General features: G+C 34.3%; 24 protein-coding genes. 12 read left to right on the top strand and 12 right to left on the bottom strand.

Features of this window, described 5'->3' with window-relative positions; all coding sequences use genetic code 11:
- The first annotated feature begins 20 nt into the window (after positions 1-20).
- The 5 genes from ACFX5E_RS05555 to ACFX5E_RS05535 all read left to right on the top strand — a co-directional run bounded on the left by ACFX5E_RS05555 (position 21) and on the right by ACFX5E_RS05535 (position 3,169).
- Entirely contained in the window at positions 21-662 is a 642-nt protein-coding gene (locus ACFX5E_RS05555; RefSeq protein ID WP_379854191.1) for a LysE family transporter, read from the top strand.
- 53 nt (positions 663-715) lie between these two features.
- On the top strand, positions 716-1,042 hold the full coding sequence (locus ACFX5E_RS05550; protein WP_379854189.1) for an MGMT family protein: 327 nt from the start codon (positions 716-718) through the stop codon (positions 1,040-1,042).
- A gap of 199 nt (positions 1,043-1,241) precedes the next feature.
- Positions 1,242-2,372 (top strand): Mrp/NBP35 family ATP-binding protein, encoded by a 1,131-nt coding sequence (locus ACFX5E_RS05545; RefSeq protein ID WP_379854188.1) that lies wholly within the window; start codon positions 1,242-1,244, stop codon positions 2,370-2,372.
- 65 nt (positions 2,373-2,437) lie between these two features.
- Positions 2,438-2,677, top strand: a complete 240-nt coding sequence (locus tag ACFX5E_RS05540) for a NifU family protein (protein WP_165152410.1) — start codon at positions 2,438-2,440, stop codon at positions 2,675-2,677.
- A gap of 174 nt (positions 2,678-2,851) precedes the next feature.
- Positions 2,852-3,169, top strand: coding sequence for a 2Fe-2S iron-sulfur cluster-binding family protein (locus ACFX5E_RS05535; RefSeq protein ID WP_035668621.1), 318 nt, complete (start codon positions 2,852-2,854; stop codon positions 3,167-3,169).
- Positions 3,170-3,200: 31 nt separating this feature from the next.
- On the opposite strand, the gene ACFX5E_RS05530 is transcribed toward ACFX5E_RS05535, so the two are convergent.
- The 4 genes from ACFX5E_RS05530 to ACFX5E_RS05515 form a co-directional block, all read right to left on the bottom strand.
- On the bottom strand, positions 3,201-4,097 hold the full coding sequence (locus ACFX5E_RS05530; protein ID WP_379854187.1) for a serine/threonine protein phosphatase: 897 nt from the start codon (positions 4,095-4,097) through the stop codon (positions 3,201-3,203).
- Between the two features lie 69 nt (positions 4,098-4,166).
- Positions 4,167-4,955: an SGNH/GDSL hydrolase family protein gene (locus ACFX5E_RS05525; protein ID WP_379854186.1), complete on the bottom strand. Its 789-nt coding sequence runs from the start codon at positions 4,953-4,955 to the stop codon at positions 4,167-4,169.
- 63 nt (positions 4,956-5,018) lie between these two features.
- Entirely contained in the window at positions 5,019-5,801 is a 783-nt protein-coding gene (locus ACFX5E_RS05520) for a DUF3050 domain-containing protein (RefSeq protein WP_379854185.1), read from the bottom strand.
- Between the two features lie 91 nt (positions 5,802-5,892).
- Positions 5,893-7,071, bottom strand: coding sequence for an acyl-CoA dehydrogenase family protein (locus tag ACFX5E_RS05515; RefSeq protein ID WP_379854184.1), 1,179 nt, complete (start codon positions 7,069-7,071; stop codon positions 5,893-5,895).
- 271 nt (positions 7,072-7,342) lie between these two features.
- On the opposite strand from ACFX5E_RS05515, the gene ACFX5E_RS05510 reads away from it, so the two are divergent.
- The gene (locus ACFX5E_RS05510; protein WP_379854183.1) at positions 7,343-9,016 is read left to right on the top strand and encodes a helix-turn-helix domain-containing protein; all 1,674 of its coding nucleotides are present in this window, start codon (positions 7,343-7,345) and stop codon (positions 9,014-9,016) included.
- Between the two features lie 10 nt (positions 9,017-9,026).
- Here the strand turns inward: ACFX5E_RS05510 and ACFX5E_RS05505 are convergent, their stop codons facing one another.
- Positions 9,027-9,212, bottom strand: a complete 186-nt coding sequence (locus ACFX5E_RS05505) for an rSAM-modified peptide (RefSeq protein WP_379854182.1) — start codon at positions 9,210-9,212, stop codon at positions 9,027-9,029.
- Positions 9,213-9,496: 284 nt separating this feature from the next.
- Here ACFX5E_RS05505 and ACFX5E_RS05500 point away from each other — a divergent pair, with 284 nt between their 5' ends.
- The 4 genes from ACFX5E_RS05500 to ACFX5E_RS05485 all read left to right on the top strand — a co-directional run bounded on the left by ACFX5E_RS05500 (position 9,497) and on the right by ACFX5E_RS05485 (position 15,181).
- Entirely contained in the window at positions 9,497-11,065 is a 1,569-nt protein-coding gene (locus ACFX5E_RS05500) for a vitamin K epoxide reductase family protein (RefSeq protein ID WP_379854181.1), read from the top strand.
- A gap of 91 nt (positions 11,066-11,156) precedes the next feature.
- Entirely contained in the window at positions 11,157-11,360 is a 204-nt protein-coding gene (locus tag ACFX5E_RS05495; protein WP_379854180.1) for a hypothetical protein, read from the top strand.
- Between the two features lie 328 nt (positions 11,361-11,688).
- A complete protein-coding gene (locus ACFX5E_RS05490) occupies positions 11,689-13,881 on the top strand; it encodes a peptidase domain-containing ABC transporter (RefSeq protein ID WP_379854179.1) in 2,193 nt (730 codons plus the stop codon).
- Positions 13,882-13,885: 4 nt separating this feature from the next.
- The gene (locus tag ACFX5E_RS05485; RefSeq protein ID WP_379854178.1) at positions 13,886-15,181 is read left to right on the top strand and encodes an HlyD family secretion protein; all 1,296 of its coding nucleotides are present in this window, start codon (positions 13,886-13,888) and stop codon (positions 15,179-15,181) included.
- Here the strand turns inward: ACFX5E_RS05485 and ACFX5E_RS05480 are convergent.
- The 3 genes from ACFX5E_RS05480 to ACFX5E_RS05470 all read right to left on the bottom strand — a co-directional run bounded on the left by ACFX5E_RS05480 (position 15,178) and on the right by ACFX5E_RS05470 (position 17,137).
- Positions 15,178-15,891 (bottom strand): tRNA1(Val) (adenine(37)-N6)-methyltransferase, encoded by a 714-nt coding sequence (locus ACFX5E_RS05480; protein WP_379854177.1) that lies wholly within the window; start codon positions 15,889-15,891, stop codon positions 15,178-15,180. The genes ACFX5E_RS05485 and ACFX5E_RS05480 overlap by 4 nt on opposite strands.
- A gap of 146 nt (positions 15,892-16,037) precedes the next feature.
- The gene (gene rimM / locus ACFX5E_RS05475; RefSeq protein ID WP_379854176.1) at positions 16,038-16,562 is read right to left on the bottom strand and encodes a ribosome maturation factor RimM; all 525 of its coding nucleotides are present in this window, start codon (positions 16,560-16,562) and stop codon (positions 16,038-16,040) included.
- 14 nt (positions 16,563-16,576) lie between these two features.
- Complete coding sequence (locus tag ACFX5E_RS05470; RefSeq protein ID WP_379854175.1) at positions 16,577-17,137, bottom strand: 30S ribosomal protein S16; 561 nt, start codon at positions 17,135-17,137, stop codon at positions 16,577-16,579.
- Between the two features lie 199 nt (positions 17,138-17,336).
- Between ACFX5E_RS05470 and ACFX5E_RS05465 the strand changes: the two genes are divergently transcribed.
- The gene (locus tag ACFX5E_RS05465; RefSeq protein ID WP_379854174.1) at positions 17,337-17,834 is read left to right on the top strand and encodes a DUF6252 domain-containing protein; all 498 of its coding nucleotides are present in this window, start codon (positions 17,337-17,339) and stop codon (positions 17,832-17,834) included.
- A 164-nt stretch (positions 17,835-17,998) separates the two neighbouring features.
- Positions 17,999-18,361 carry an RNA recognition motif domain-containing protein gene (locus ACFX5E_RS05460; protein WP_066079550.1) on the top strand — a complete coding sequence of 121 codons (363 nt, stop codon included), beginning with the start codon at positions 17,999-18,001 and terminating at the stop codon, positions 18,359-18,361.
- 101 nt (positions 18,362-18,462) lie between these two features.
- Here the strand turns inward: ACFX5E_RS05460 and leuB are convergent, their stop codons facing one another.
- From leuB to leuC, 4 genes are all read right to left on the bottom strand, one after another.
- Complete coding sequence (gene leuB / locus ACFX5E_RS05455; protein ID WP_379854173.1) at positions 18,463-19,524, bottom strand: 3-isopropylmalate dehydrogenase; 1,062 nt, start codon at positions 19,522-19,524, stop codon at positions 18,463-18,465.
- A 94-nt stretch (positions 19,525-19,618) separates the two neighbouring features.
- Entirely contained in the window at positions 19,619-21,199 is a 1,581-nt protein-coding gene (locus ACFX5E_RS05450) for an alpha-isopropylmalate synthase regulatory domain-containing protein (protein WP_379854171.1), read from the bottom strand.
- 88 nt (positions 21,200-21,287) lie between these two features.
- Positions 21,288-21,884, bottom strand: coding sequence for a 3-isopropylmalate dehydratase small subunit (gene leuD, locus ACFX5E_RS05445; protein WP_379854170.1), 597 nt, complete (start codon positions 21,882-21,884; stop codon positions 21,288-21,290).
- A 115-nt stretch (positions 21,885-21,999) separates the two neighbouring features.
- The gene (leuC, locus tag ACFX5E_RS05440; protein WP_379854169.1) at positions 22,000-23,394 is read right to left on the bottom strand and encodes a 3-isopropylmalate dehydratase large subunit; all 1,395 of its coding nucleotides are present in this window, start codon (positions 23,392-23,394) and stop codon (positions 22,000-22,002) included.
- Positions 23,395-23,920 lie beyond the last annotated feature (526 nt).

The raw sequence follows: 23,920 nt of genomic DNA, 5'->3' as shown, positions 1-23,920 counted from the left end.
TGAATGCTGATACATTGTCCATGAGTCTAATTATATCTTTACTTTCCGGTTTTATCACCGCTTTTATAGGGATTACTCCACCGGGGTTGCTTAATATGACAGCTGCGAAGGTAAACTTAAAAGAAGGAAAGAAAAGTGCTTTATGGTTTGTTTTTGGTGCAATAATTATAATATTTTTTCAAGCGTATCTCGCTATTCTTTTTGCCAGATTTATTAATGACCGTCCTGATTTGGTGCTTTTATTGCGCGAAATTGGTTGTGTGGTATTCTCCGGTTTAACCATTTATTTTCTTTTGATAGCCAAAAAGCCGAAGAAGATAAAAGGAAGTATAAAGAAACAGAGTAAGAGTTCTCGTTTTTTTCTAGGGATGCTGCTTTCTGCACTTAATTTTTTTCCGATTCCGTATTATGTTTTGGTAAGCATTACGTTATCGTCATATAACTTGTTTTCTTTCGACACCTCTTTTGTTTTTATTTTTGTGAATGGGGTTGTTTTGGGAGCTTTTTTAGTTTTCTATTGTTACATCGCCTTTTTTGGAAAAATACAAAACAAAGCCGATTATCTCATGAGAAATATGAATACCATTATTGGTAGTATAACCGGATTGATTGCGGTTGTCACTTTGATCAATATTATAAAGCATTATTTAAGTGCTTTCTAGTCCTAAAACCTAAGATAGTTTAGTGGTCGCCATTTTTTATTAGATTCAAATTCATGTCCGAAGATAATTTTTTCGAAAGAGTATACACCATCGCCAGACAAATTCCTTACGGAAAAGTCACTTCCTATGGTGCAATTGCCAAAGCTTTAGGAACTGCCCGTTCCGCCAGAATGGTCGGTTGGGCCATGAATGCTTCCCACAATATGCCAGATGTTCCGGCACATCGGGTAGTGAACAGAAAAGGACTGCTTACCGGTAAACTCCATTTTGACGGAACCAATCTCATGCAACAGTTACTTGAAAACGAGGGAATTGTTGTGATCGATAATCAAATCGTGGATTTTGAGAAGCACTTTTGGCAACCTGAAATACAATTTTAAGACCTTCTTTATATCCTAATCTGCAAAAATTGATGATTTATTTAAAAAAATGAATAACCGCCATCAATCCCAACATCAATAAATGCAATGCAAAACCTTTATAATAAGAACTTTTCACAGTATCTTTGCAATCTGAAATCAGTTTAAATAAAGATAATATTCCGGTGGTAAAACACCAATAGAAAACAGTTAACTAAAAATGAAATTAGATAGAAAAGAGATTCTTAAAGCTTTAGAAACGATTACTATAGCTGGAGAAGGAAAAAACATGGTGGAGAGTGGTGCAATAGCAAATGTAGTTACTTTTGGCGATGAGGTGGTAGTAGATTTAGTGTTACACACACCGGCAATGCATATTAAAAAGCGTGCTGAAGACGATATCAAAAAAACAATTCTTGAACTAGTGTCGCCGGATGCTAAAATCAAAATCAATAGTAAAGTTGAGGTTCCGGACAAACCAGAAATCAAAGGGAAATCAATTCCAGGAATAAAAAATATTATCGGAGTTGCTTCTGGTAAAGGAGGAGTAGGTAAATCTACAGTTACTGCAAATCTAGCAGTATCATTAGCAAAAATGGGTTTCTCAGTAGGAATTCTGGATGCCGATATTTACGGACCATCGATGCCAATCATGTTCGACGTAGAAAGCGAAAAGCCAATCTCTATAATGGTCGATGGGAAATCAAAAATGAAACCGGTTGAAAGTTATGAAGTAAAAATTCTTTCTATAGGATTTTTTACAGCGCCAAGTCAAGCGGTAATCTGGAGAGGACCAATGGCTTCTAAAGCATTAAACCAAATGATTTTTGATGCTGATTGGGGAGAATTAGATTTCATGTTAGTCGATTTGCCACCGGGAACAGGCGATATTCACCTTTCAATCGTGCAGTCATTGCCAATTACAGGTGTTGTGATTGTAAGTACACCACAAGCAGTAGCTTTGGCTGATGCTAAAAAAGGAGTTTCTATGTTCATGTCTGAAGCAATAAATGTCCCTGTATTGGGAATTATTGAAAACATGGCGTACTTCACACCCGAAGAATTACCTGAAAATAAATATTACATCTTTGGAAAAGAAGGAGCCAGAAATCTTGCAGAAGATTTAGATGTTCCATTCCTTGGAGAAGTGCCTATTGTACAATCAATCCGTGAAGCGGGAGATTACGGTCGTCCTGCAGCGATGCAAACAGGTTCAATAATCGAAACCGTTTTTGAAGAAATAACCCGTAATGTAGTGCGTGAAGTAGTAAGCAGAAACGAAAGTTTGCCGGCTACCGAAGCGGTAAAAATCACAACTATGGCCGGTTGTTCAGCAGTAAATAAAAAATAGATTAGAAAATTGAAATGATTTTTAATCTTTCAATTTTCTAATCTTTCAATCTTTAAATAAAGAAAATGACAACAGAAGAATTAACAATAGAAGTTCAAAAAGCACTCGAAGAAATCAGACCTTTTTTGAACTCTGATGGCGGTGACATTACCTTGATTTCTATCGAAGATGGCAAACATGTAAAAGTGCGTCTCGAAGGAGCATGTACCAGCTGCAGTGTGAACCAAATGACACTAAGAGCCGGCGTGGAAACCACCATCAAAAAGTTTGCTCCCCAAATTGAAACTGTTGTAAATATCCTATAAATGTTTAGGGCGTGCCCCTTTTAAGAAAAAAGGCTACTCAATATAACGAGTATTTGCCTTTTTTCTTAAAACGGTCGGGCTATCCGCGCTACTTCGGTAGCTGGCTTTTATCCCTCACGCAAACCCCACAACTCATAACTTATAACTCATAACTTATAACTCATAGCTGATTTTATGGATGTATTAATAAAAATTAAAGACAGAGAAGGAGTAGTGCATGAATTACAGGCTCCCACAGATATGGCCATGAATATCATGGAATTATGTAAAGCCTATGAACTACCTGTAGAAGGAACTTGTGGCGGAATGGCCATGTGTGCTTCTTGTCAATGTTATGTTCTTAATGATGTTGCACTACCCGAAATGGGGGATGATGAAGAAGCGATGCTTTCAGAAGCATTCTACGTAAAATCTAACAGTCGTTTGGGCTGTCAAATCCCAATCACCGAAAGCCTCGAAGGATTAGAACTGGAATTGGCTCCGGAAAATTAAAACAAAGCGTTCATCTTACTGGACGCTTTTTTTATTTATAATCTTTTAGGTTAGTCGGGCCTTCGAGTACTTCTTTTACAACCTGAAGGATGCCATTCTCCTTAGTGTCGATAAACCATTTTATCAATGTTATTGTTCCATTTACAATTTCAATTCCGGTGATGCTTCTAGGATGCACGCAGCTTCCGTCATTGAAATAAGGTGTTGAGTTTTGACTTGGGTACGAAAAACTGGGGCGATGTGTATGTCCTACAATCGTAATTTTTCTATTGTTGTTTTCAATCCATTTTTTTATGTGTAGTTCCACTTTTATACGTTCTACATAATTCTTGGCAGGGCTCGTTGGGTCAGAGATTCCCCAAATTTGTAAAGGTTTCCATAGTACAGCAACCATAAAACGGTTGATTTTCCAGCCTACATAATTCATGAAATCTGCTTGGTGACCATGAGTCAAAAATAGTTCTTGCTTGGTTTCCTGGTGTACTAAAACGATGGCTTCGTGACATTTTATTCCGGTAAATAAAGGTTCAACTCTGTCATTTTGGGTATTTATATAACTCGTAAGTGTTTTATCGGCGTGCTCTTTATTCCGAAAAACCATTTCATGATTTCCCCAGATTTTATGGTATCTGTTGGAGTCGTGAAACTTCTTTAATAAAAGATAAACGTTTTTGTGCGCTTCAAAAATGGTTTTAAAAAAAATGTTTTCCCATAATTCATCGCCGTCGCCCAACTCACAATACTCAAAACCATCATTGTAATACTGGTTCATAGCATGAAAATAGACGTTTCGATTGCTTGCAAAATCATCAGCAAAACTGTTGTCGCTTCTGTGGCAATCACTAAAAAGAATAAATTTTGATTGATCATCAAAAGGAATTCTTTGGGCTTCTTTGTAGGCTCTGGTTAATCGTTCTTGGGAAGACATTTGTTTATTTTAAGAAAAAATAAAGATATATAAAAACACCAATGAAAGCTGTTTTATAGCATAACTTCTTTAAAATGGGATATTTTTATTTTTGAATTGCTGTGCTGCTTTTGGCAAAATACGTTCTACAAATAAAGAATACGCTAATTCCGAAGGATGCAATCCGTCTTGAGCTACAAGATTGGGATTTGTTAAACCTTGTCTGCTGATATCAGTAATATCTATAAATTCGATTGTGTTGTCAATGCAATACTTTTTTGCGAAAGCATTATATCCATCAATTTCCAGGGAAATCCTCGATTGATTTCCTGATCCTTGACCAAAAGGCGTATAAGCATAATCTGGTATATAAACCACAATGACATTCGCCTTATCCCCTTTTGCGAAAGCAATGGCTTTAATTACTAATTCAGGAAATTCCTTCTCATATAACGAAAAGGGTTTGCTTTGATATTGATTGTTTACACCAATTAGTAAGGTAACCAAATCATAGTCTGAAGCTGGATTTTGTAAATTAATCGCCGAAATTAAGTTGGTGGTTGTCCAGCCCGTTTGCGCGATAATCTTTAAAGGATAAGTATTGTTTGGATTCAAATTACTCAGGCTTTTCTTCAATTGTTCCGGAAATCTGCAGGTTTCACATACGCTTTGCCCGATAGTGTAACCGTCTCCTATTGCTAAATAACTAAAGGTTTGATTTTGTGTTTGTTGAACTATTAAGGGTGCGGGATTGGGTGCAGTTGTAGGATTTGTGACTACTGGTGCAGGATTTGTTTCAGAAATTGGAATTTCAATACTGCAACCCACTATGAAAAGGAGTAAAGAGAACGCAACTATTATTTGATATTGTTTTTTCATTATTTTGAAATTAAGAAGGAGTCATTTCTAAACAATAGTTACGTTTATTTGAAAGCATTGGTTTTATGCCAATTCCACATTCATCATGATTGTTTCTTCGATTGCATCCCAAAGTCCGATTCTTTTTTCTAAAGCTAAAAGGGATACTTCTTCTACATCTGACCATTTTTGTGCGTCAGTTCCGCAAAGTTCCGTTATCATTTTCATCGCCATGGGACCGTGTTCGTCAGCATCTAATTCGATATGTCTTTCGAAATAATAAATCAATTTGCTTAAATCGGTTTCGGGAAAATTTGCTTGAAAATTTTTCAAAATTGCCGTAAACATACTTGGAATCAAGTCCTCTCGGCCAAAAGTAAATGCAGCGGCAATTTCGTGTGTTTTTCCTTCTTCGATTACTCGGAAAGTGAAGTCTAAAAAGGCCTTGATGTTAGGGTGTAAATTACTTTTTTTGATGGCAACAAACACATTTTTAAACGAATGAACTTCAGCTAAAAAACGCTCAATCCCATGCGTATCTGCGCCACAAGATTTCATGGCTTCAATATACATTTCATAATGACTTTGATGGCGGCCGTCTATCGTTAGGTCGGTCTCTTCAGCCAAAACGATTTCGTTTATTAAATATCTTGTTTCTGGATTTTCGGTGGCAAACCATGGAGTGGTTGTGCAAGTTAATTTAGCTTGTAATGCTTTTAATAAAGACATAAAGTCCCAAACTGCATAAACATGATTTTCTAAAAAAGTATGTAAATCCTCAATTGTTTGTACTTTGTTGTATAAGGAATGTTGTAACAACGATTCTTTTTGGGATTGAATCGTCTTATTAATTGCTTCAATATTCATAGTGTATTTTTTAGTGTAAATATAAAAAAGCTTCTTGTTTCCAAGAAGCTTTTACTATCGATTTTATAAATACTATAATAGTTGTTTGCTACTATTTAAAAGCTGGAATTCCTGTGATATCCATTCCTGTAATTAACAAATGAATGTCATGAGTTCCTTCATAAGTAATCACAGATTCTAAATTCATCATGTGACGCATAATTGAATATTCGCCTGTGATTCCCATTCCGCCTAAAATTTGTCTGGCTTCACGAGCAATATGAATCGCCATGTCTACATTATTTCTTTTAGCCATAGAGATTTGAGCTGTTGTAGCTTTTCCTTCATTTCTCAGAACACCTAATCTCCAAGTCAACAATTGCGCTTTGGTGATTTCGGTAATCATTTCAGCTAGTTTCTTTTGTTGTAATTGTGTTCCTGCAATAGGTTTGTCAAATTGAATTCTTTCTTTGGCATAACGCAATGCAGTGTCGTAACAATCCATTGCTGCACCAATAGCACCCCAAGCAATACCATAACGAGCTGAATCAAGACAGCCTAGTGGCGCTCCTAATCCTGATTTGTTTGGCAATAGATTTTCTTTTGGTACTTTAACATTGTCAAATATTAACTCTCCGGTGGAAGACGCGCGAAGCGACCACTTATTATGTGTTTCCGGAGTTGTAAAACCTTCCATTCCGCGTTCTACGATTAAACCGTGAATTCTTCCTGTTTCGTCTTTTGCCCAAACAATGGCGATATCTGCAAACGGAGCATTTGAAATCCACATTTTGGCACCATTCAATAAATAATGGTCGCCCATATCTTTAAAGTTGGTAATCATGCTTCCTGGATCAGATCCGTAATTAGGTTCGGTTAATCCAAAACATCCCATAAACTCGCCGGTAGCCAGTTTTGGTAAATATTTCATGCGTTGTTCTTCATTTCCATATTTCCAAATTGGATACATCACCAAAGAAGATTGCACAGAAGAGGTAGAACGTACACCAGAATCTCCGCGTTCAATTTCTTGCATGATTAAACCATAGGATATTTGATCTAGACCGGCTCCGCCATATTCCTCAGGAATGTAAGGACCAAATCCGCCTATTTCACCCAAACCTTTTATAATTTGTTTTGGGAATTCCGCTTTTTGAGCATATTCTTCTATAATGGGAGACACTTCACGTTTTACCCATGCACGAGCAGAATCACGTACTAATTTGTGTTCTTCTGTTAATAAATCGTCAAGGTTGTAATAATCCGGAGCTTGAAATAAATCTGGTTTCATGGTTGTGATTTTTAAAAGAACAAATTTACATAAAGAAATATAACAAAAGCATTAAAAAATGTTATATTTTTAAAAACAATTTTTGTTTTACGAATCTAGATTATTACTTTGATGGTGAATTCTTGCTAAATTTATAGTTTTGATAATAATTTCTTATAGAATACATTTGTCCAGTTTCTATTAATATTCAAAATAAGAATCAATGAAGTTTATAATGTGTTGTGTCTTCTTTTTAATATCAAGTGTTTGTCTAGCTCAAAATAACAAAAATTTGTCTAATAAAGAGTATTTAATTTTACAGGACAAAGTCAGGACACTAACAAATTCTAATATTGATAGCGCATTTTTTTATGCCAATAAGATTGAGAATTCCAGTGATAATTTTCACAAGGCTTTCGCTATTGGTGCTAAATCGTATTTGTTTCAAATTAAAGGCGATAGTATTACCTCCAAACAAATTTATAGGGAAGCTTTTATTCATTTAAATAAAATTCCGAAATCTAAAGAAAAAATAAAATTAAATGCTTATTTGTTGAATTATGGGGGACTAGCAGATTGGAAACGAGGAAGTTTTAGCAAGGCTTTAGATAAATATCAGCAAGGGGAGGAACTCTCCGAAAGTGTAGGAGATCAGATTCAAGTTTTTAAATTCAAAAGTAATATTGCTTTGATTAAAGCGGATGTTGGGAATTATAAATCTGCAATCTCAACTGCAAAGCAAATAAATAAAATTTTAGATAAAATTGGCTATTTGTTTTCAAAAGAACAATTTAGTATCAATAAAAGTAATGTGAATCTAAATTTAGGTAAATTTTATGAAGATTATTATAAGAAAAATAACAAGAGGACAGAGTTATTAGATTCGGCTCAATTTTTTTACAATAAAGCTGTAATTTATTCGGAAGAAATATCCTATAATAAAATTAGAGCCATTATGAATTTAGCTAATGTTTATTATTTGAAAAATAATTTTATTGAAGCGGAAAAAAACTATCAAAGTGTTTTGATTATTGCAAAGGAGAATAATTTTGAAAATGAATACTCCAAAATAATCTACAATTTAGGAAATCTTTATTATTTCAATAAAGATTATAGAAAAGCATTACTTTTTCTTAAGAGGGTCGACTCTGTTTATTATTCAAAAAAAACTAATCCAATAGAGTTTTTAAAGTCGAATTATTATCAGGCTAAAATTTATAGTTCTATTAATAATTTAGAAGAGGCTGCAAAACATTCAGAAATATATTTAAGTAATTATGAAAAAAACGGATTTAAATTTAATAAAGAGATTACGGAAGTGAATTTTAAACTGAGTGAAGGAGGTGTGAAAAATGAAATGTATAAAATTCAAAAAGGGTATAGATATAAAAGCATATTTAATAGAGTAACCATTTCCTTTTTTCTGATTTTAGTTTTCTTGCTGGTGTTATTAGTCTTTAGTAATATAAAAAAGAAAAGGATCGCAGAACAAAAGGTAGCCGAGTTAATTGAGAAGTATAAATCAAATGAATTAAATGACTTAGCTGTTATTTCAGAAAATTATAGTTCAAAAGGTATAGCATTAAAAAATAGTGTTGTTACGATAAGTTTGGAAAAAGAAAAAGAAATTTTGGATAAATTAAAAATTTTAGAAAACAAATTTCACTACTTGAAACCTGACTTCACGCAGCAATATGCGGCAAGAAAAATAAAAACGAATACTTCGTATCTTTCCATCATTGTTAATAATCACTATGACAAAACATTTAGTGAGTATCTAAATGAGCTTAGAATTAATTATGTAATAAAAGAAATGATTTCTAACTCAACTTACAGGAAATATTCGACACAAGCCATTGCGGAGAGTGCGGGTTTTAAAAACGCAGTTTCATTTACAAAATCCTTTAATAAAAGAACTGGAGTTACTCCCGTACAATTTATTAAAGGATTAGAAAAAAATAATTAATTTAACTTAATTAGGGTTTACCCAGGATCGGTGCGTCTTGAGTAGATTTTACTACCGTTGCTCCTGCGCCGGAACTTGAAGAAGTATCTAATGCTGGCCTCTCAGGGCCTCCATTTCCTCCAAAAACGGTTTGCAGTTGACTCTTTGAAACTGTATTGTTTTTAAAATTTTCAAAACTTAAGACTTTCCTTTTCATGGTTATTGTTATTAGATTGTTAAATAGATTATTTTGTTCTAACCAAAAATAGACTATTTAACCAGTTCTAATTTTATTTGCAATTTTGACAATGTAAATTTGATTAAAAATTTTTTAACGTATTGTTTGACAGTTAAATATAAATGAGTTTAGCTTCAACAATTTATGAATTATATACGCTATAATTTTAAAATTGAATAAGCTAAAGTATTTTTGCTTGTGTAAAAACTTAATATTTGTAAGGAAATTTATTTCAAAGCACTAATTGATTTAAAGGAAATCTTATGATAGATCTAGTTCAAAAATATTTAGACAGTAATTCTTTTTCAAGCCACAAAATCGCATTTAAAGACTTGTTTGAATCTCATCCAAATTACCCAAGCATATTTGCAATAACGGATACCTTAGAATTGCTGTCCATAGAAAATGTGGCTATAAAAGTTCCTAAAGAACAATTGATTGAATTACCAAATTCTTTTTTAGCTATTTTTAATCAGAGACTAGTTCTAGTTTCTAAAACAAGTACGTTAATAACTATAGTTACTGAAAAAGGAGATAAGCAGGATTTGTCTTTTGATAAATTTATTTTGAATTGGAATGGTATAATCATTGCTATAGAGCCAAATAAAAACATAGTAAACGAGAGGTTACAAATTAATTCTAAATGGTTTTTATATTGTTTACCCGTTTTTGCTTTAGTGACATTATCAACAATTTCCATTAGATATGCATTAAATGATTTTCTTCTTCTATTGACCTCAATAATAGGCTTGGTTTTTAGTGTTTTTATTATTCAGGAGAAACTGGGTTTATCTAATCAAATAGTTTCAAAATTCTGTAACATCAATCCCAATACTTCCTGTGATTCAGTTATCAAATCGGATAAAGGTGAAATTAATAAATGGGTAAGTTTCTCAGATTTACCAATACTTTTTTTTGGTGTTAATTTAGTGTCAATAGTACTTCAGCCGACCAGTTCAAGCGTTATAATTGGATTTCTTAGTTTACTTTCCCTTCCGGTAATTATCTATTCAATTTGGATTCAAAAATGGCAATTAAAAAAATGGTGTATACTGTGCTTAGTAATATCTTTTATTATAATGATTCAAAGCATGATTTGGGTTTTTATTGGGCAGTCCTTATTAACCATTACGTATCCCAAACTTTTTTCCTATGGATTTTCTATAATATTGATCACTTCGTTTTGGTTGGTTATTAAGCCAATCTTGGAAAATAAAATAAAAGCAGAGAAATCTATAAATGAATTAAAAAAATTCAAAAGGAATTATGATGTTTTTAATTTCTTGTTAAAGGAAATTCCTGTTGTTAAAGGGTTTGATTTATTGGAAGGCTTGAAATTTGGGAATAGAAATTCCGAAGTAAGTCTTACTTTAATACTTAGTCCAAGTTGTGGTCATTGTCATAAAGCATTTCAAGATGCATTTGAGTTGGTTTCTAAATTTCCACAGAAAGTTTTTTTAAATGTCTTGTTCAATATTAACCCAGAGAATAACAACAATCCATACAAAGTTGTCGTGGAGAGTTTATTGGCAATTAATAATTCTAACCTAGGGAAGATGGAGGAAGCAATCTCAGATTGGCATATCAAAAAAATGGGATTAGATGCCTGGAAAGAAAAATGGGCAGTTGATACTATTGACATGAAAGTGAACAATCAAATGTATCAACAATACACTTGGTGTTTAGAAAACGAATTCAATTATACGCCGGTAAAGATTGTGAACGACAAGTTATTCCCAAACGAATATGAAATAAGTGAATTGAAATATTTTCTCAATGATTTTTCAGAAGAAAAGGAAGCTTTAGAAAATAACAATTTAGTTCAGGCTTAAAAATATAAAAATATTTCTTGCGCAAGAATAGACACAAGATCCAAGTGTCTTAAAACGATTGGGTTATTAATCAATTATTAAATTTTATATCATGTTAAAAAACATTTTAAACTTAGAAGGTGCTCAAAGATTAACTAAAAATGAGCAAAAATTAATTAAAGGTGGATTACAAGAAATGGCCATCGATGATGGAGGGGCTTGTAAAAAATGCTGTTGGGCGGGAACCACTAATTGCAGTACTGGTGTTGAGGGAGGGACGTCTTGTGTTGCAGGTGCTGTATTAACAAATTGTTAGTTAGTAATCTTAAATAGAAATAATTCCCTTTTAAATAATTCGGGAGATTAATCAAATTTTAAATTTTAAATTATGTTAAAAAACATTTTGAATTTAGAAGGTGCTCATAAATTAAGTAAAAATGAGCAAAAAACCATCAATGGTGGCTTAATATGTCAAGATGAGGGTTGTGTTATAAGTTATGGTTTGGCAACTTGTTACAGAAGAAAGTGCAATGGTACTGTATTTGATCCCTCTTGTTGCAGTTAATCATAATAGTAAAATTAAACTGTCAAAAAAATAATTTTTGACAGTTTTTTTAAATTACTTTTGAAAACAAAATAAAAAATTGAAGAAATTCCCAAATTATATACAAGCCGACAACAAAGACTGCGGCCCAACTTGCTTAAAAATCATTGCGAAACATTACGGGAAAACAATCAACATTCAAGAGTTACGTGATTTTAGCGAGACTACACGTGAAGGGAGTAATTTATTATTTCTAAGCGATGCCGCTGAGAAGATCGGTTTCAGAACCTTAGGGGTGAAACTCAATCTTAAGACATTAGAAGAAGCGCCATTGCCATGTGTTTTGCACTGGAATAAAGAACATTACGTGGTTTTGTATAAAATAAAAAAGGGCCGTTATTTTATTTCAGATCCAGGATTTGGATTAATAGAATACAACCAGAAAGATTTTGTGAAATTATGGATAGGGAATAATGCAGATAATACCACAAAAGAGGGGATTGTTTTATTACTTGAGGCTACTCCAAAATTTTTTCAATCGGAATTTGATAAAGAAGATAAAAAAGGTTTAGGTTTTGGTTTGCTATCCCAATATGTATTAAGATATAAGTCATTTTTAATGCAGTTAAGTATTGGTTTGCTCGCTAGTAGTTTGTTACAGCTTATCTTTCCTTTTCTTACACAGAGTATTGTAGATGTTGGGATTCAAAATCAGAATATTCATTTTATTTATTTAATTCTGTTTGCGCAATTATTTCTTTTTGCCGGAAGAACAGGATTGGAACTCATCCGAAGTTGGATATTACTCCATCTTTCTACAAGAATCAACATCTCCTTGATTTCAGATTTCTTTATTAAATTAATGAACTTGCCGATCTCGTTCTTCGATGTTCGAATGACAGGCGATATCATGCAACGAATCAACGACCATCATCGTATAGAACGCATACTTACCACTTCATCATTAAACGTATTGTTCTCGGTGATCAATATGTTTATTATGGGAGGGGTTTTAGCCTATTATAATATTCAGATATTCTTCGTTTTTTTTGCTGGAAGCTTATTGTATTTCGGTTGGATTACCTTGTTTTTAAAACGAAGAGAAGCACTGGATTATAAACGTTTTTCAGAAGTTTCCCAAGAACAAAGTAAAGTAATAGAACTTATCAACGGGATGCAGGAAATTAAACTACATAATGCCGAGAAACAAAAACGTTGGGGATGGGAATATGTCCAAGCGAGATTGTTTCGGGTTTCTATAAAGGGATTAGTTCTTGAACAGACACAAACCATTGGCTCTTCTGTAATTAACGAACTAAAAAACATTTTCATTATTTTCCTTTCAGCAAAATTGGTTATCGATGGTCAAATTACCCTGGGGATGATGATGGCGATAAGTTCAATTGTCGGTAGTTTGAACGGTCCGATTACACAACTTATCGAGTTTGTTCGGGAGGTGCAAGATGCTAAAATATCATTAGCTAGACTATCTGAGATTCATGAAAAAGAAGATGAAGCACAGCAAGAAGTGTATCAAACCCATGATATTCCAAAAGACAGTGATATAGAGATTAAAAATCTTTCCTATCGTTATTTGGGGTCAGATATTCCGGTTCTGGAACATTTGAACTTGACGATTCCTGCTCATAAAGTAACTGCAATTGTAGGAGTGAGTGGTAGCGGAAAAACTACCTTGATGAAACTTTTGCTTAAATTTTACGAGCCAGATCATGGGGAAGTTAACATTGGGAATACACAGCTAAGAAACATTGCACAAAAGGCTTGGCGCGCTAACATTGGTGCGGTTATGCAAGAAGGGTTTATTTTTAATGATACTATTGCTAATAATATTGCTGTTGGAGTTGATAGTATCAATAAAGAGCGATTGGTTTATGCTGCCGATGTTGCTAATATAAAAGAATATATTTCGGGTTTGCCATTAGGCTATAATACAAAAATTGGTTCCGAAGGTGTAGGGATGAGTACGGGGCAGAAACAAAGGTTGTTGATTGCCAGAGCGGTGTATAAGAACCCTGAAATGTTGTTTTTTGATGAAGCCACTTCCGCATTGGATGCCAATAATGAAAAAGAAATTATGGGGAAATTAGATATTTTCTTTAAAAATAAAACTGTAGTAGTGATTGCGCACCGATTAAGTACAGTAATGAATGCAGATCAAATTGTTGTTTTGGATAAAGGAAAGATTATTGAAATGGGAAGTCATTCTGCTCTGGTGGAGCAAAAAGGAAATTATTTTGAATTGGTTAGAAATCAATTGCAATTAGGAAATTAATAATATGACTGAAAATAATATGACATTCGAATTGAGAAGCGAAGAGGTTCAAGATATTCTTACACGTGTTCCGCATTGGATGATCCGTTGGGGGACAGTTTTGATTTTTGGAATTATCCTAATGCTTTTTTTTGTTTCCTGGTTTGTCAAATATCCGGACGTTATAACGACACAAGTTACTGTAACCACAAATATTCCACCTGAAAAGTTGGTGGCAAAAACTTCAGGGAGAATTGAAGCAATTTTAATAACTGACAAGAGTAAAGTTACAGTAAATACGCCTTTGGCGATAATTGAAAATCCTGCTAATTATAAAGATGTTTATGTATTGAAAAATATCGTTGACACAATAAATATTAATTCAAAGAAAAGTAATTTTCCTTTTGGATTATTAAGAAATGCTCAATTGGGAGATATTGAGAACGCTTTTTCAATCTTTCATGCAGCTTACATTGCAGATGAGCTTAATTCGGATTTGCATCCTTTCCAAATTGAAAACAAGGCTAATAATTCAGAAAGTATTCAGATAAGAGAGCGTTTAGATCTTTTAAAACAGCAAAAAAACATAAATGAATCTGAATTGCAGCTACAGAAGAATGATGTGAATCGATTTGAAATTTTATTTAATAAAGGGGTAGTCTCTGCGCAAGATTTTGAAAATAAGAAATTAGGATATCTTCAAGCTGAGAAAAATTATAAAAGTCTGTTGAGTAGTATTTCGCAATTAAAATCATCTTTAATTAGTAATGACCGGAATAGTGAAGGCACAAGAATTAACGGAACTAAAGAGGAAGTTAATTTGGAAAGTAAAAAGATACAATCTTTTTATCAATTGAAAAAAATCATAAAAGATTGGGAATTAGCATATGTGCTAAAATCTTCTATTGAAGGGAAAATTTCTTTTTTGCAAATTTGGACAGAGAGTCAGACCATAATAGCGGGGGATAATGTATTCACCATAATTCCCACGATGGAAAAAGGATATGTAGGTAAAGTCAAGGCGGCAGCTCAAAATTCCGGAAAAATTAAGATTGGGCAACGCGTTAATATTCGTCTGGCAAATTTTCCGGATAGAGAGTTTGGCGTGTTGAAAGGTAAAGTAAAAAACATTTCATTGGTTCCGGATAAAGAAGGGAATTTATTATTAGATGTTTCGCTTCCCGAAAATTTGGAAACAAATTATAAAAAGAAGATTCCTTTTCAACAAGAAATGATAGGTTCTGCTGAGATTGTTACAGAAGATTTACGATTGTTGGAAAGAATTTTATATCAATTTAGAAGTATTTTAAAAATGAACTAGAATTTTAAATAAAAATCTTTTGTCAATTCCATGTATTCGGGAGTATAAATATGTCTCGCGGTTTCGATGATTAATTCATCAATAGGAAAGTCAATTTTTTCAATTCGGCAAAAAGCCAAAAGACTTCGTTTGATTTCGGTGGTTGGAGTTCCTTTTACCCTAGTGATTTTTAATGGGTATAATTCATATTCTTTGGCAATAGCCAAAAAACTTTCTTCTTCTTTGAAAGGAATAATTACAGCGAATATTCCGTTTTCCGAAAGTAACAAGTCGGCAGCTTCAATTAAATCTTCAAAAGGCATTGCGTCAGCAAAACGGGCTAAATCTCTTTGTTCCGTTGCGGATTTAAAGTCATCAGTATAAAAAGGTGGATTCGAAACAATTAGATCGTATTCATCTTCAGGTTCTTCCATAAATTCATCTAAACCGGCATGAAAACAAAATAAGCGGTCGCTCCAAGGGGAATTTTCAAAATTATCTACGGATTGTTCATAGGCTTCTTCATCAATTTCCAAAGCATCAATTTGTTCGGCGTTACTTCGTTGTGCCAACATCAAAGCAATAATACCGGTTCCTGCACCAATATCCAAAATACTATAAGAATGATTTTCTATTGGCGCCCAAGCACCAAGCAAAACGCCATCTGTTCCAATTTTCATGGCGCAACGATCTTGTTCAAGAGAGAATTGTTTGAATTGGAATTTAGACATAGAGATTTCAGATTGTAGATTAACGATTTTTGACCCGAGCGATAGCGAACTGGCGAAGCATTGCAGATTTTAGCAACTGAAAACTTTGATTTTCGATTAACGATTTTTTCGATTAACCGAATAAACAAATAACCGATTAAACTTTTCTAAAGATACATCTCGATTAATCCCTCAGGTAAATCCATGATGACTTTTTTGTTTTCACGATCGATTTTCACAAGGAAATGATCAATCATTGGAATTAAGATTTCTACATCACCATTTAAAACTTCAAAAAGAGGTTGGGCAGTAGTGTCATTTATGGATTGAATTACACCAACAACTCCGAGACGTTTGTCTTCTACCTCAAAACCAATTACTTCGTGAAAGTAGAATTTGTTACCGCTAAGTTTTGGTAACATTTTCAGCGGAAGATAAATGGCATTACCTATAATGGCATCTGCATCTTCTTCGGTGTTCATATCTTCAAAACGAATTCTAAGAAAATCGTTTTTGTGCAGCGAGCTGCTTTCAATAAAAAAAGGAACCAAGTGTTTGTTGCATTCAACAAACACTGATTCCAAGTTTTCGTATAACTCAGGTTCGTCCGTGTCTAAATAGGCAAGAACTTCCCCTTTGAAACTAAATTTTTTAGCGATTTTACCTAAATAGAAACAATCTTCTTTACGCATCTTCGCTTTGTAAATTATGCTTCAGTTGTTTCGTTATTTTCTTCTGCAGCAGGAGTTTCTTCAGCTTCAGCCTCAGTAACTTCTTCTTCTACAGCAGGAGTTGCAGCAGCGATAGCGTCTGCTTCAGCTTGTGCAGCTGCAGCTAAACGTTTTGCGTTTACATCTTGTTCTGCTTTGAAAGCTTTAGCTTTAACATCTGCTTGCGCTTTTGTTAAACCTTCTTTTTTAGCATCAACTGTTCCTGTTTTTTCTTCTAACCAAGTTGCTAATTTTGCATCAGCTTGTTCTTGAGTTAAAGCTCCTTTACGAATACCACCATCAAGGTGATGTTTCAATAAAGCTCCTTTGTAAGAAAGAATTGCTCTGGCAGTATCAGTTGGTTGAGCACCATTGTGCAACCATTTCACTGCGCTATCAATATTTAAATCGATAGTTGCTGGGTTTGTGTTTGGATTGTAAGTACCGATTTTTTCTAAGTATTTACCATCTCTTTTTGAGCGAGCATCTGCTGCTACAACCCAGTAAAAAGGTTTTCCTTTTTTACCGTGTCTTTGTAATCTAATTTTTACTGACATAATCTTGTGATTAAATTTTGAGGTACTCGACCTCTATTAATTAAGGGTGCAAAGATACATTTTTTATTGATAAATACTAATTCGAATGGTGTTTTAATGAGTCATAATAGGTTATGAGGAAAAGAGAGGTGCTTTTTGTTTTTGTTTTAAATTTTCTGTCTAAAATGATTTACTTTTGTGTAGATGAATAACCATTATTATGAAAAAACTTTTTTTAATTATTACTGTTCTATTCGAATTCATTTCGTGTCAGGAAGATGGTCGGTTTAATAATCCTTCTTTGCAGGGGATGAAAGACAATGTGTTTTGGAGGGCGGTTGAATCTAAAGCGACAAAAAGTTCCGGCGGTGTTTTATCTATTGATGCTTACACAAACAACGAAACATTAACTTTGAAAATGCCGGTACCCACTACTGCGATTGATCCAAATATCAAAAGTAGTTATGTCACCTATTTTTTAGGAACCACTACCACCAGAACTGCAACGTATGTCTTAGCCGATCCTACTGGGTTGATAACGTTCTCTACGGGTTTTGGTATTGGAGACGGTCAAATTGTGATCACGGAATATGACGCTGTGAATAAAACGGTTAGCGGAACATTTAAATTTAACGTTGAAAACACCTACAATAATCCATTGGCGGGGGCGGTTGTGAATTTTCAGCAAGGTGTTTTTTATAAAGTCCCTATAAGGTAATTTTTTCAGTGAATTAAGGTAAAGTAGAATCTTGAAAATGTTCTGGAATTTGCTTTGAAGTATTTTTTTATTCTTTTTAAAAAATAAAAAACATAAATAAGCTAATATATAGTGTATTAGAATAAAATAGCCGTACATTTGTTTTATTATTTAAATAAGTACATATGAATATTTTTGTTGGAAGTCTTCCATTCAGTATTGAGGAAGCAGATTTAAGAGAGTCTTTCGAGGCTTACGGAGCAGTTGATTCAGTTAAAATTATTACTGATAAATTTACTGGAAGAAGTAAAGGATTTGGTTTTGTTGAGATGCCAAATGATGATGAAGCTCAAAAAGCAATTGACGAATTGAACGGTGCAACTGTTCAAGGACGTGCAATCGTAGTAAACAAATCTGAGCCAAAACCAGAAGGCGAAAGAAGAAGTTTTAACAATAACAGTCGTGGTGGAGATTCACGCGGTGGTTATGGTGGTGGAAACAGCCGTGGTGGAGAAAACCGTGGTGGTGGAAACAGAGGTGGATATTAATATTTTTCTCTACAACTATAAAAAAAGGTGTCAATTTATTGACACCTTTTTTCTTTTATACCTATTCTGTAGAGATGCACTGCAGTGCATCTCTACAAATTTTATAAATTTGCAACCAACCAATCACCAACTTCGCTGGTTTTGTAAGTTTTAGAGTCTTTAGCGGCTAAATCTTCCGTTACAATTCCTTGTTCCAATGATTTATTAACTACTGCTCTAATAGCTGCTGCTTCGGCTTTTAATCCAAAAGCATCTTCAAACATCATAGCTGCAGATAATACTGTCGCCAATGGATTGGCAATATTTAAACCCGTAGCTTGTGGATACGATCCGTGAATAGGTTCGTATAATGAAGTGTGTTCTCCTACAGATGCAGATGGCATCAGTCCCATGGAACCTGATATTACGGAAGCTTCATCCGTTAAAATGTCACCAAATAGATTCTCTGTAATCAAGACGTCATACGAATTTGGCCATTGTACTAAACGCATAGCAACTGCATCTACAAATTCATAACTTACTGTTACTTCAGGATAATCCCTTTCCATTGCTTGTACTGTTTCTCTCCACAATCGGGAAGTTTCCATTACGTTTGCTTTGTCCACACAACATAGTTTTTTAGTTCGGGTCATCGCTAATTCAAATCCTTTTTTAGCCAAGCGTTGTACTTCAGCTCTGGTGTAAGTACAAGTATCATAAGCTGTTTCGCCATCGTCTTTTCTTCCTTTTTCTCCAAAATAAATTCCTCCGGTAAGTTCTCTTAGGAATATTAAGTCGGTCCCTTCGATACGTTCTTTTTTTAAAGGGGAATTGTCAATCAAAGATGGGAAAGTAAACGTAGGTCGTACGTTGGCAAACAGGCCTAATTTTTTACGCATTAACAATAAACCTTGCTCTGGTCTTACGGTAGCTTTAGGATCATTGTCATATTTTGGATGTCCGATAGCTCCAAACAAAACGGCATCGGCTTTCATGCAAATTTCATGTGTTTCGTCAGGGTAAGGGACGCCAACAGCATCAATAGCACAAGCACCAGTTAATGCAGGCATCCAATTGATTTCATGATTAAACTTTTTTGCAATAGCATCAGAAACTTTTACAGCTTCATTAATTACTTCTGGTCCGATTCCGTCTCCGGCTAAAAGGGCGATATTAAATTTCATGTTAATTGTGTTTTCCTCCCCCAGCCCCCTCCGAAGGAGGGGGGGACTAGGTGGAATAGGATTGGGTTTATGTATGTTTTAAATCTCTTTAATTTTATTCCAAATTTTCAAGCTCCAATTTCGGATTGGCTCCCTTCCCTTCGGGGAGGGCTGGGGAGGGGATTACATTCAACATTTTTTGCGTTGCGATAATCGCAGCTACTGTTTGATCCGAGTCTAACCCTCTTGTTTTGAATTCTTTTCCTTTGTTAATCCAAGTAATTATGGTTTCGCATAAGGCGTCCGAACTGCTTCCTGGAGGGATTCGGACAGCGTAATCAATCAATTTAGGTAATTCTAAATTTTTGCTTTTGTATATTTTTGCCAGTGCATTCATAAAGGCGTCAAATTGCCCGTCACCTTGTGCGTGCTCTTCAATGATTTCACCATCTATTTTTAAAGATAAAGTAGTTGATGGACGCATGCCTTTTGCATGAGATAATATATAGGACTCAACGACAATTTTTTCCTGATAGGTTTGGCTGTCCAAAACATCAGAGATAATATACGGCAAATCTTCTTTGGTAACAGTTTCCTTTTTGTCTCCTAATTCGATAATTCTTTGGGTAACTAACTTTAAATCCTCAGGGTTTAATTTAAGACCTAATTCTTGAAGGTTTTTTTCAATATTGGCTTTTCCAGATGTTTTTCCAAGAGCATATTTTCTTTTTCTGCCAAAACGCTCCGGAAGCAAATCATTAAAATATAAATTATTCTTGTTGTCACCATCTGCATGAATACCGGCCGTTTGTGTAAATACGTTGTCTCCTACAATAGGTTTATTAGCAGGAATTCTATAGCCTGTGAACGTTTCTACCAACTTACTTACAGAGTACAATGAAGATTCTTTTACGCTGATTTCTATTTCCGGTAAGAAATCATTAATTACTGCAACGGTACTTTCTAAGGGTGCATTTCCAGCTCGCTCCCCCATTCCATTTACGGTAACATGAAGTCCATGGATACCAGCCTTTACAGCTTCCATCACATTGGCAATGCTTAAATCGTAATCATTGTGTGCGTGAAAATCAAAATGAATATTAGGATATTTAGTTGTGATTGCTGATATAAATGCAAAAGTTTCTGTTGGAATAAGAACACCTAAAGTATCGGGTAATAATATTCTTTTTACAGGCTGTTTGGTCAAAAAATCCAGATATTGAAACACATATTCAGGTGAATTACGCATTCCGTTACTCCAGTCTTCTAAATAGACATTGGTCTCTATGTTATTTTCTTTAGCTAATGCTATTGTTTTTGCAATTTCAGTGAAATGTTGTTCGGGTGTTTTTTTTAACTGATGCGTCAAATGATTCAAAGAACCTTTGGTTAACAAATTCTGAACTTTTGCACCCGTATTTTTCATCCATTCGATAGAAAGTCCGCCGTCAACAAAAGTTAGAACTTCAATTCGGTTACTATATCCTTTTTCTGATGCCCATGACATAATTCCTTTTACGCCCTGAAACTCACCTTCACTCACTCTTGCTGAAGCGATTTCGATTCTATCAATATTTAATTCCTCCAACAGTAATTGGGCAATGGTTAGTTTTTCTGCAGCAGAAAATGATACTCCTGAGGTTTGTTCACCATCACGAAGCGTCGTATCCATTATTTCAATCTTTCTTTTTTTCATTGTAATTTTGATGCTAAAACGATAAAACAGTTATTTTAGAATGCCTCAAAAGGGATGCTTCAATAACGGTGCGGTTTTAAGGATGATTTTAGTAAGGAAGCGCATTGGCAAACCCAACAATTTCTTCTTTTATGTTTTGTAAATAATCAATATCATCAAAACCATTAATCATATTGTCTTTTTTGTATCCTGAAATGTCAAAAGATTCTTTTTGTGCCGTTGTTTTTAATGTAATGGTTTGTTCTGGAAGATTTATTTCTAATTCTGTTTTTGGATCTGCTTCAATCGCATTGAAAATAATTTCCGCAAATTCAGGACTTACTTGCACCGGTAAAACACCAATATTTAAGCAATTTCCTTTAAAAATATCTGCAAAAAAACTAGAAACAACTGCGCGAAAGCCGTAATCGTAGACTGCCCAAGCTGCATGTTCTCTAGAAGAACCCGAACCAAAGTTTTTTCCGCCCACTAATATTTTTCCGCTGTAAGTTGTATTATTCAGTACAAAATCTGCTTTTGGAGTATCATCTCCGTTGTATCTCCAGTCACGGAAAAGATTATCGCCAAAACCAACACGTTCAGTTGCTTTCAGGAAACGAGCAGGAATGATTTGATCGGTATCCACATTTTCTATTGGTAGTGGCACTGCACTACTGGTAAGGATATTAAATTTATCGTATGCCATTTGATTTATGATTTATGATCAGTGATTTATGATTTCAGATTTTCTGTTAAAGGAAAATGAATCTTGAAACACTAAACTTTTTATTTTTCTATTTGAAATTGTTATTGCGATTGAATTACATCAAATCTCTTGGATCTGTCAACACTCCTCTTACTGCAGCAGCGGCAGCCATAATTGGACTTGCCAATAATGTTCTTGAACCCGGACCCTGACGACCTTCGAAGTTTCTGTTTGAGGTACTTACGGCATATTTTCCCGCAGGAACTTTATCGTCATTCATTGCTAAACAAGCCGAACAGCCAGGTTGACGCAAAACAAAACCAGCTTCAGTAAGAATATCCAAAAGCCCTTCTTCTTTAATCTGGGCTTCCACTACGTGAGAACCCGGGACTAACCAAGCCGTAACATTATCTGCTTTTTTACGCCCTTTTACAATTTCTGTAAAAGCTCTGAAATCTTCAATTCTACCATTAGTACAACTTCCAAGAAAAACAAAATCAATTGGTTTACCAATCATCACATCATTTTCTTCAAAGCCCATATAGGCTAAAGATTTTTTATACGTTTCGGCACCGCCTTCTAATTGGTTAGCGTTTGGAATATTTTTGGAGATACCAATTCCCATTCCAGGATTCGTACCGTAAGTTATCATTGGTTCAATATCAGCTGCATTGATGTTTAATTCTTTGTCAAAAATAGCATCAGCATCTGTTTTCAATGTTTTCCAATAGGCTACCGCTTTATCCCAAGCTTCACCTTTTGGAGCGTATAATCTTCCTTGTAGGAAATCAAATGTTTTTTGGTCGGGTGCAATCATACCGCCACGAGCACCCATTTCGATACTCAAGTTGCAAACGGTCATACGACCTTCCATCGACATATCTTCAAAAACATTTCCAGCATACTCTGCGAAATATCCTGTACCTCCAGAAGTAGTTAATTGAGAAATAATATAAAGTGCCACGTCTTTTGGACCCACACCTTTGCTCAATTCACCATTTACGTTGATACGCATTTTCTTTGGTTTCGGTTGCATAATACATTGTGTGGCCATAACCATTTCTACCTCAGAAGTTCCGATACCAAAAGCAATAGCTCCAAAAGCACCATGTGTAGAAGTGTGTGAATCACCGCAAACAATGGTGGCGCCCGGTAATGTAATTCCGTTTTCAGGACCTACTACGTGTACAATTCCATTTTTTTTATGACCTAATCCCCAGTGAGAAATGCCATATTCTGCTGCGTTGTCTTCCAAAGCTTTTAGCTGATTGGCAGATAATGCATCTTCAACAGGTAAATGTTGATTTATTGTTGGGGTATTGTGATCGGCAGTTGCAAAAGTGCGTTCTGGGTATAAAACCGAAATTCCTCTTTCTTTTAAACCTAAAAAAGCTACAGGACTAGTAACTTCATGGATGAAATGACGGTCAATAAAAAATACGTCTGGTCCATCCTCAATTTTACGCACTACGTGCGAATCCCATACTTTGTCGAATAATGTAGTACTCATTTTTAACTATTTTTTTAATTGTATTTCTTCTTTTTGTAACAAGAATAATTGTCTAAGGTTGTAACAATGGAAACAAATTTAGAAAAAGAAATAAGGTCGTCAATTTCAGTATTTCATTATATACGATGCCCAAAGTGCGATTTAAACAGTTTACGGTTTCCGATTAAGTATCTCGAGCTTAATTGTCTAATTTTAATTTGGATTTATTTTCTTTTTGATTCTCTTTTTTTATAATTGTACCGTTTTCTTTAAAATTATGAATTCATTAAGTTTTTGTTTAAAAAAGTAATTTTGTTTGTAATAAATAGATAAATCAGATTCTTCTTTGAATAATTGTCAGTGTTGTGAATATAAATTGCTTTTTGGAATAAGACTTTTTTAGTCTTTTAACCGCAAAGTTTTAGAATTATTTTGAGTCTTATTATTCTAATTTACTTTGATAAAATACTACGACATCCAAAAAAAGGATAACCGCTAAATTTGTCTTTTTAATTCCGCAATATGAAGATAATTATACGGATTCAGA

It is taken from the genome of Flavobacterium xylosi (genome assembly GCF_042787345.1).
Taxonomy (GTDB): Bacteria; Bacteroidota; Bacteroidia; order Flavobacteriales; family Flavobacteriaceae; genus Flavobacterium; species Flavobacterium xylosi.
Note: the sequence above shows the minus strand (reverse complement) of the source record. Positions and strands in the feature narration are given on the sequence as shown.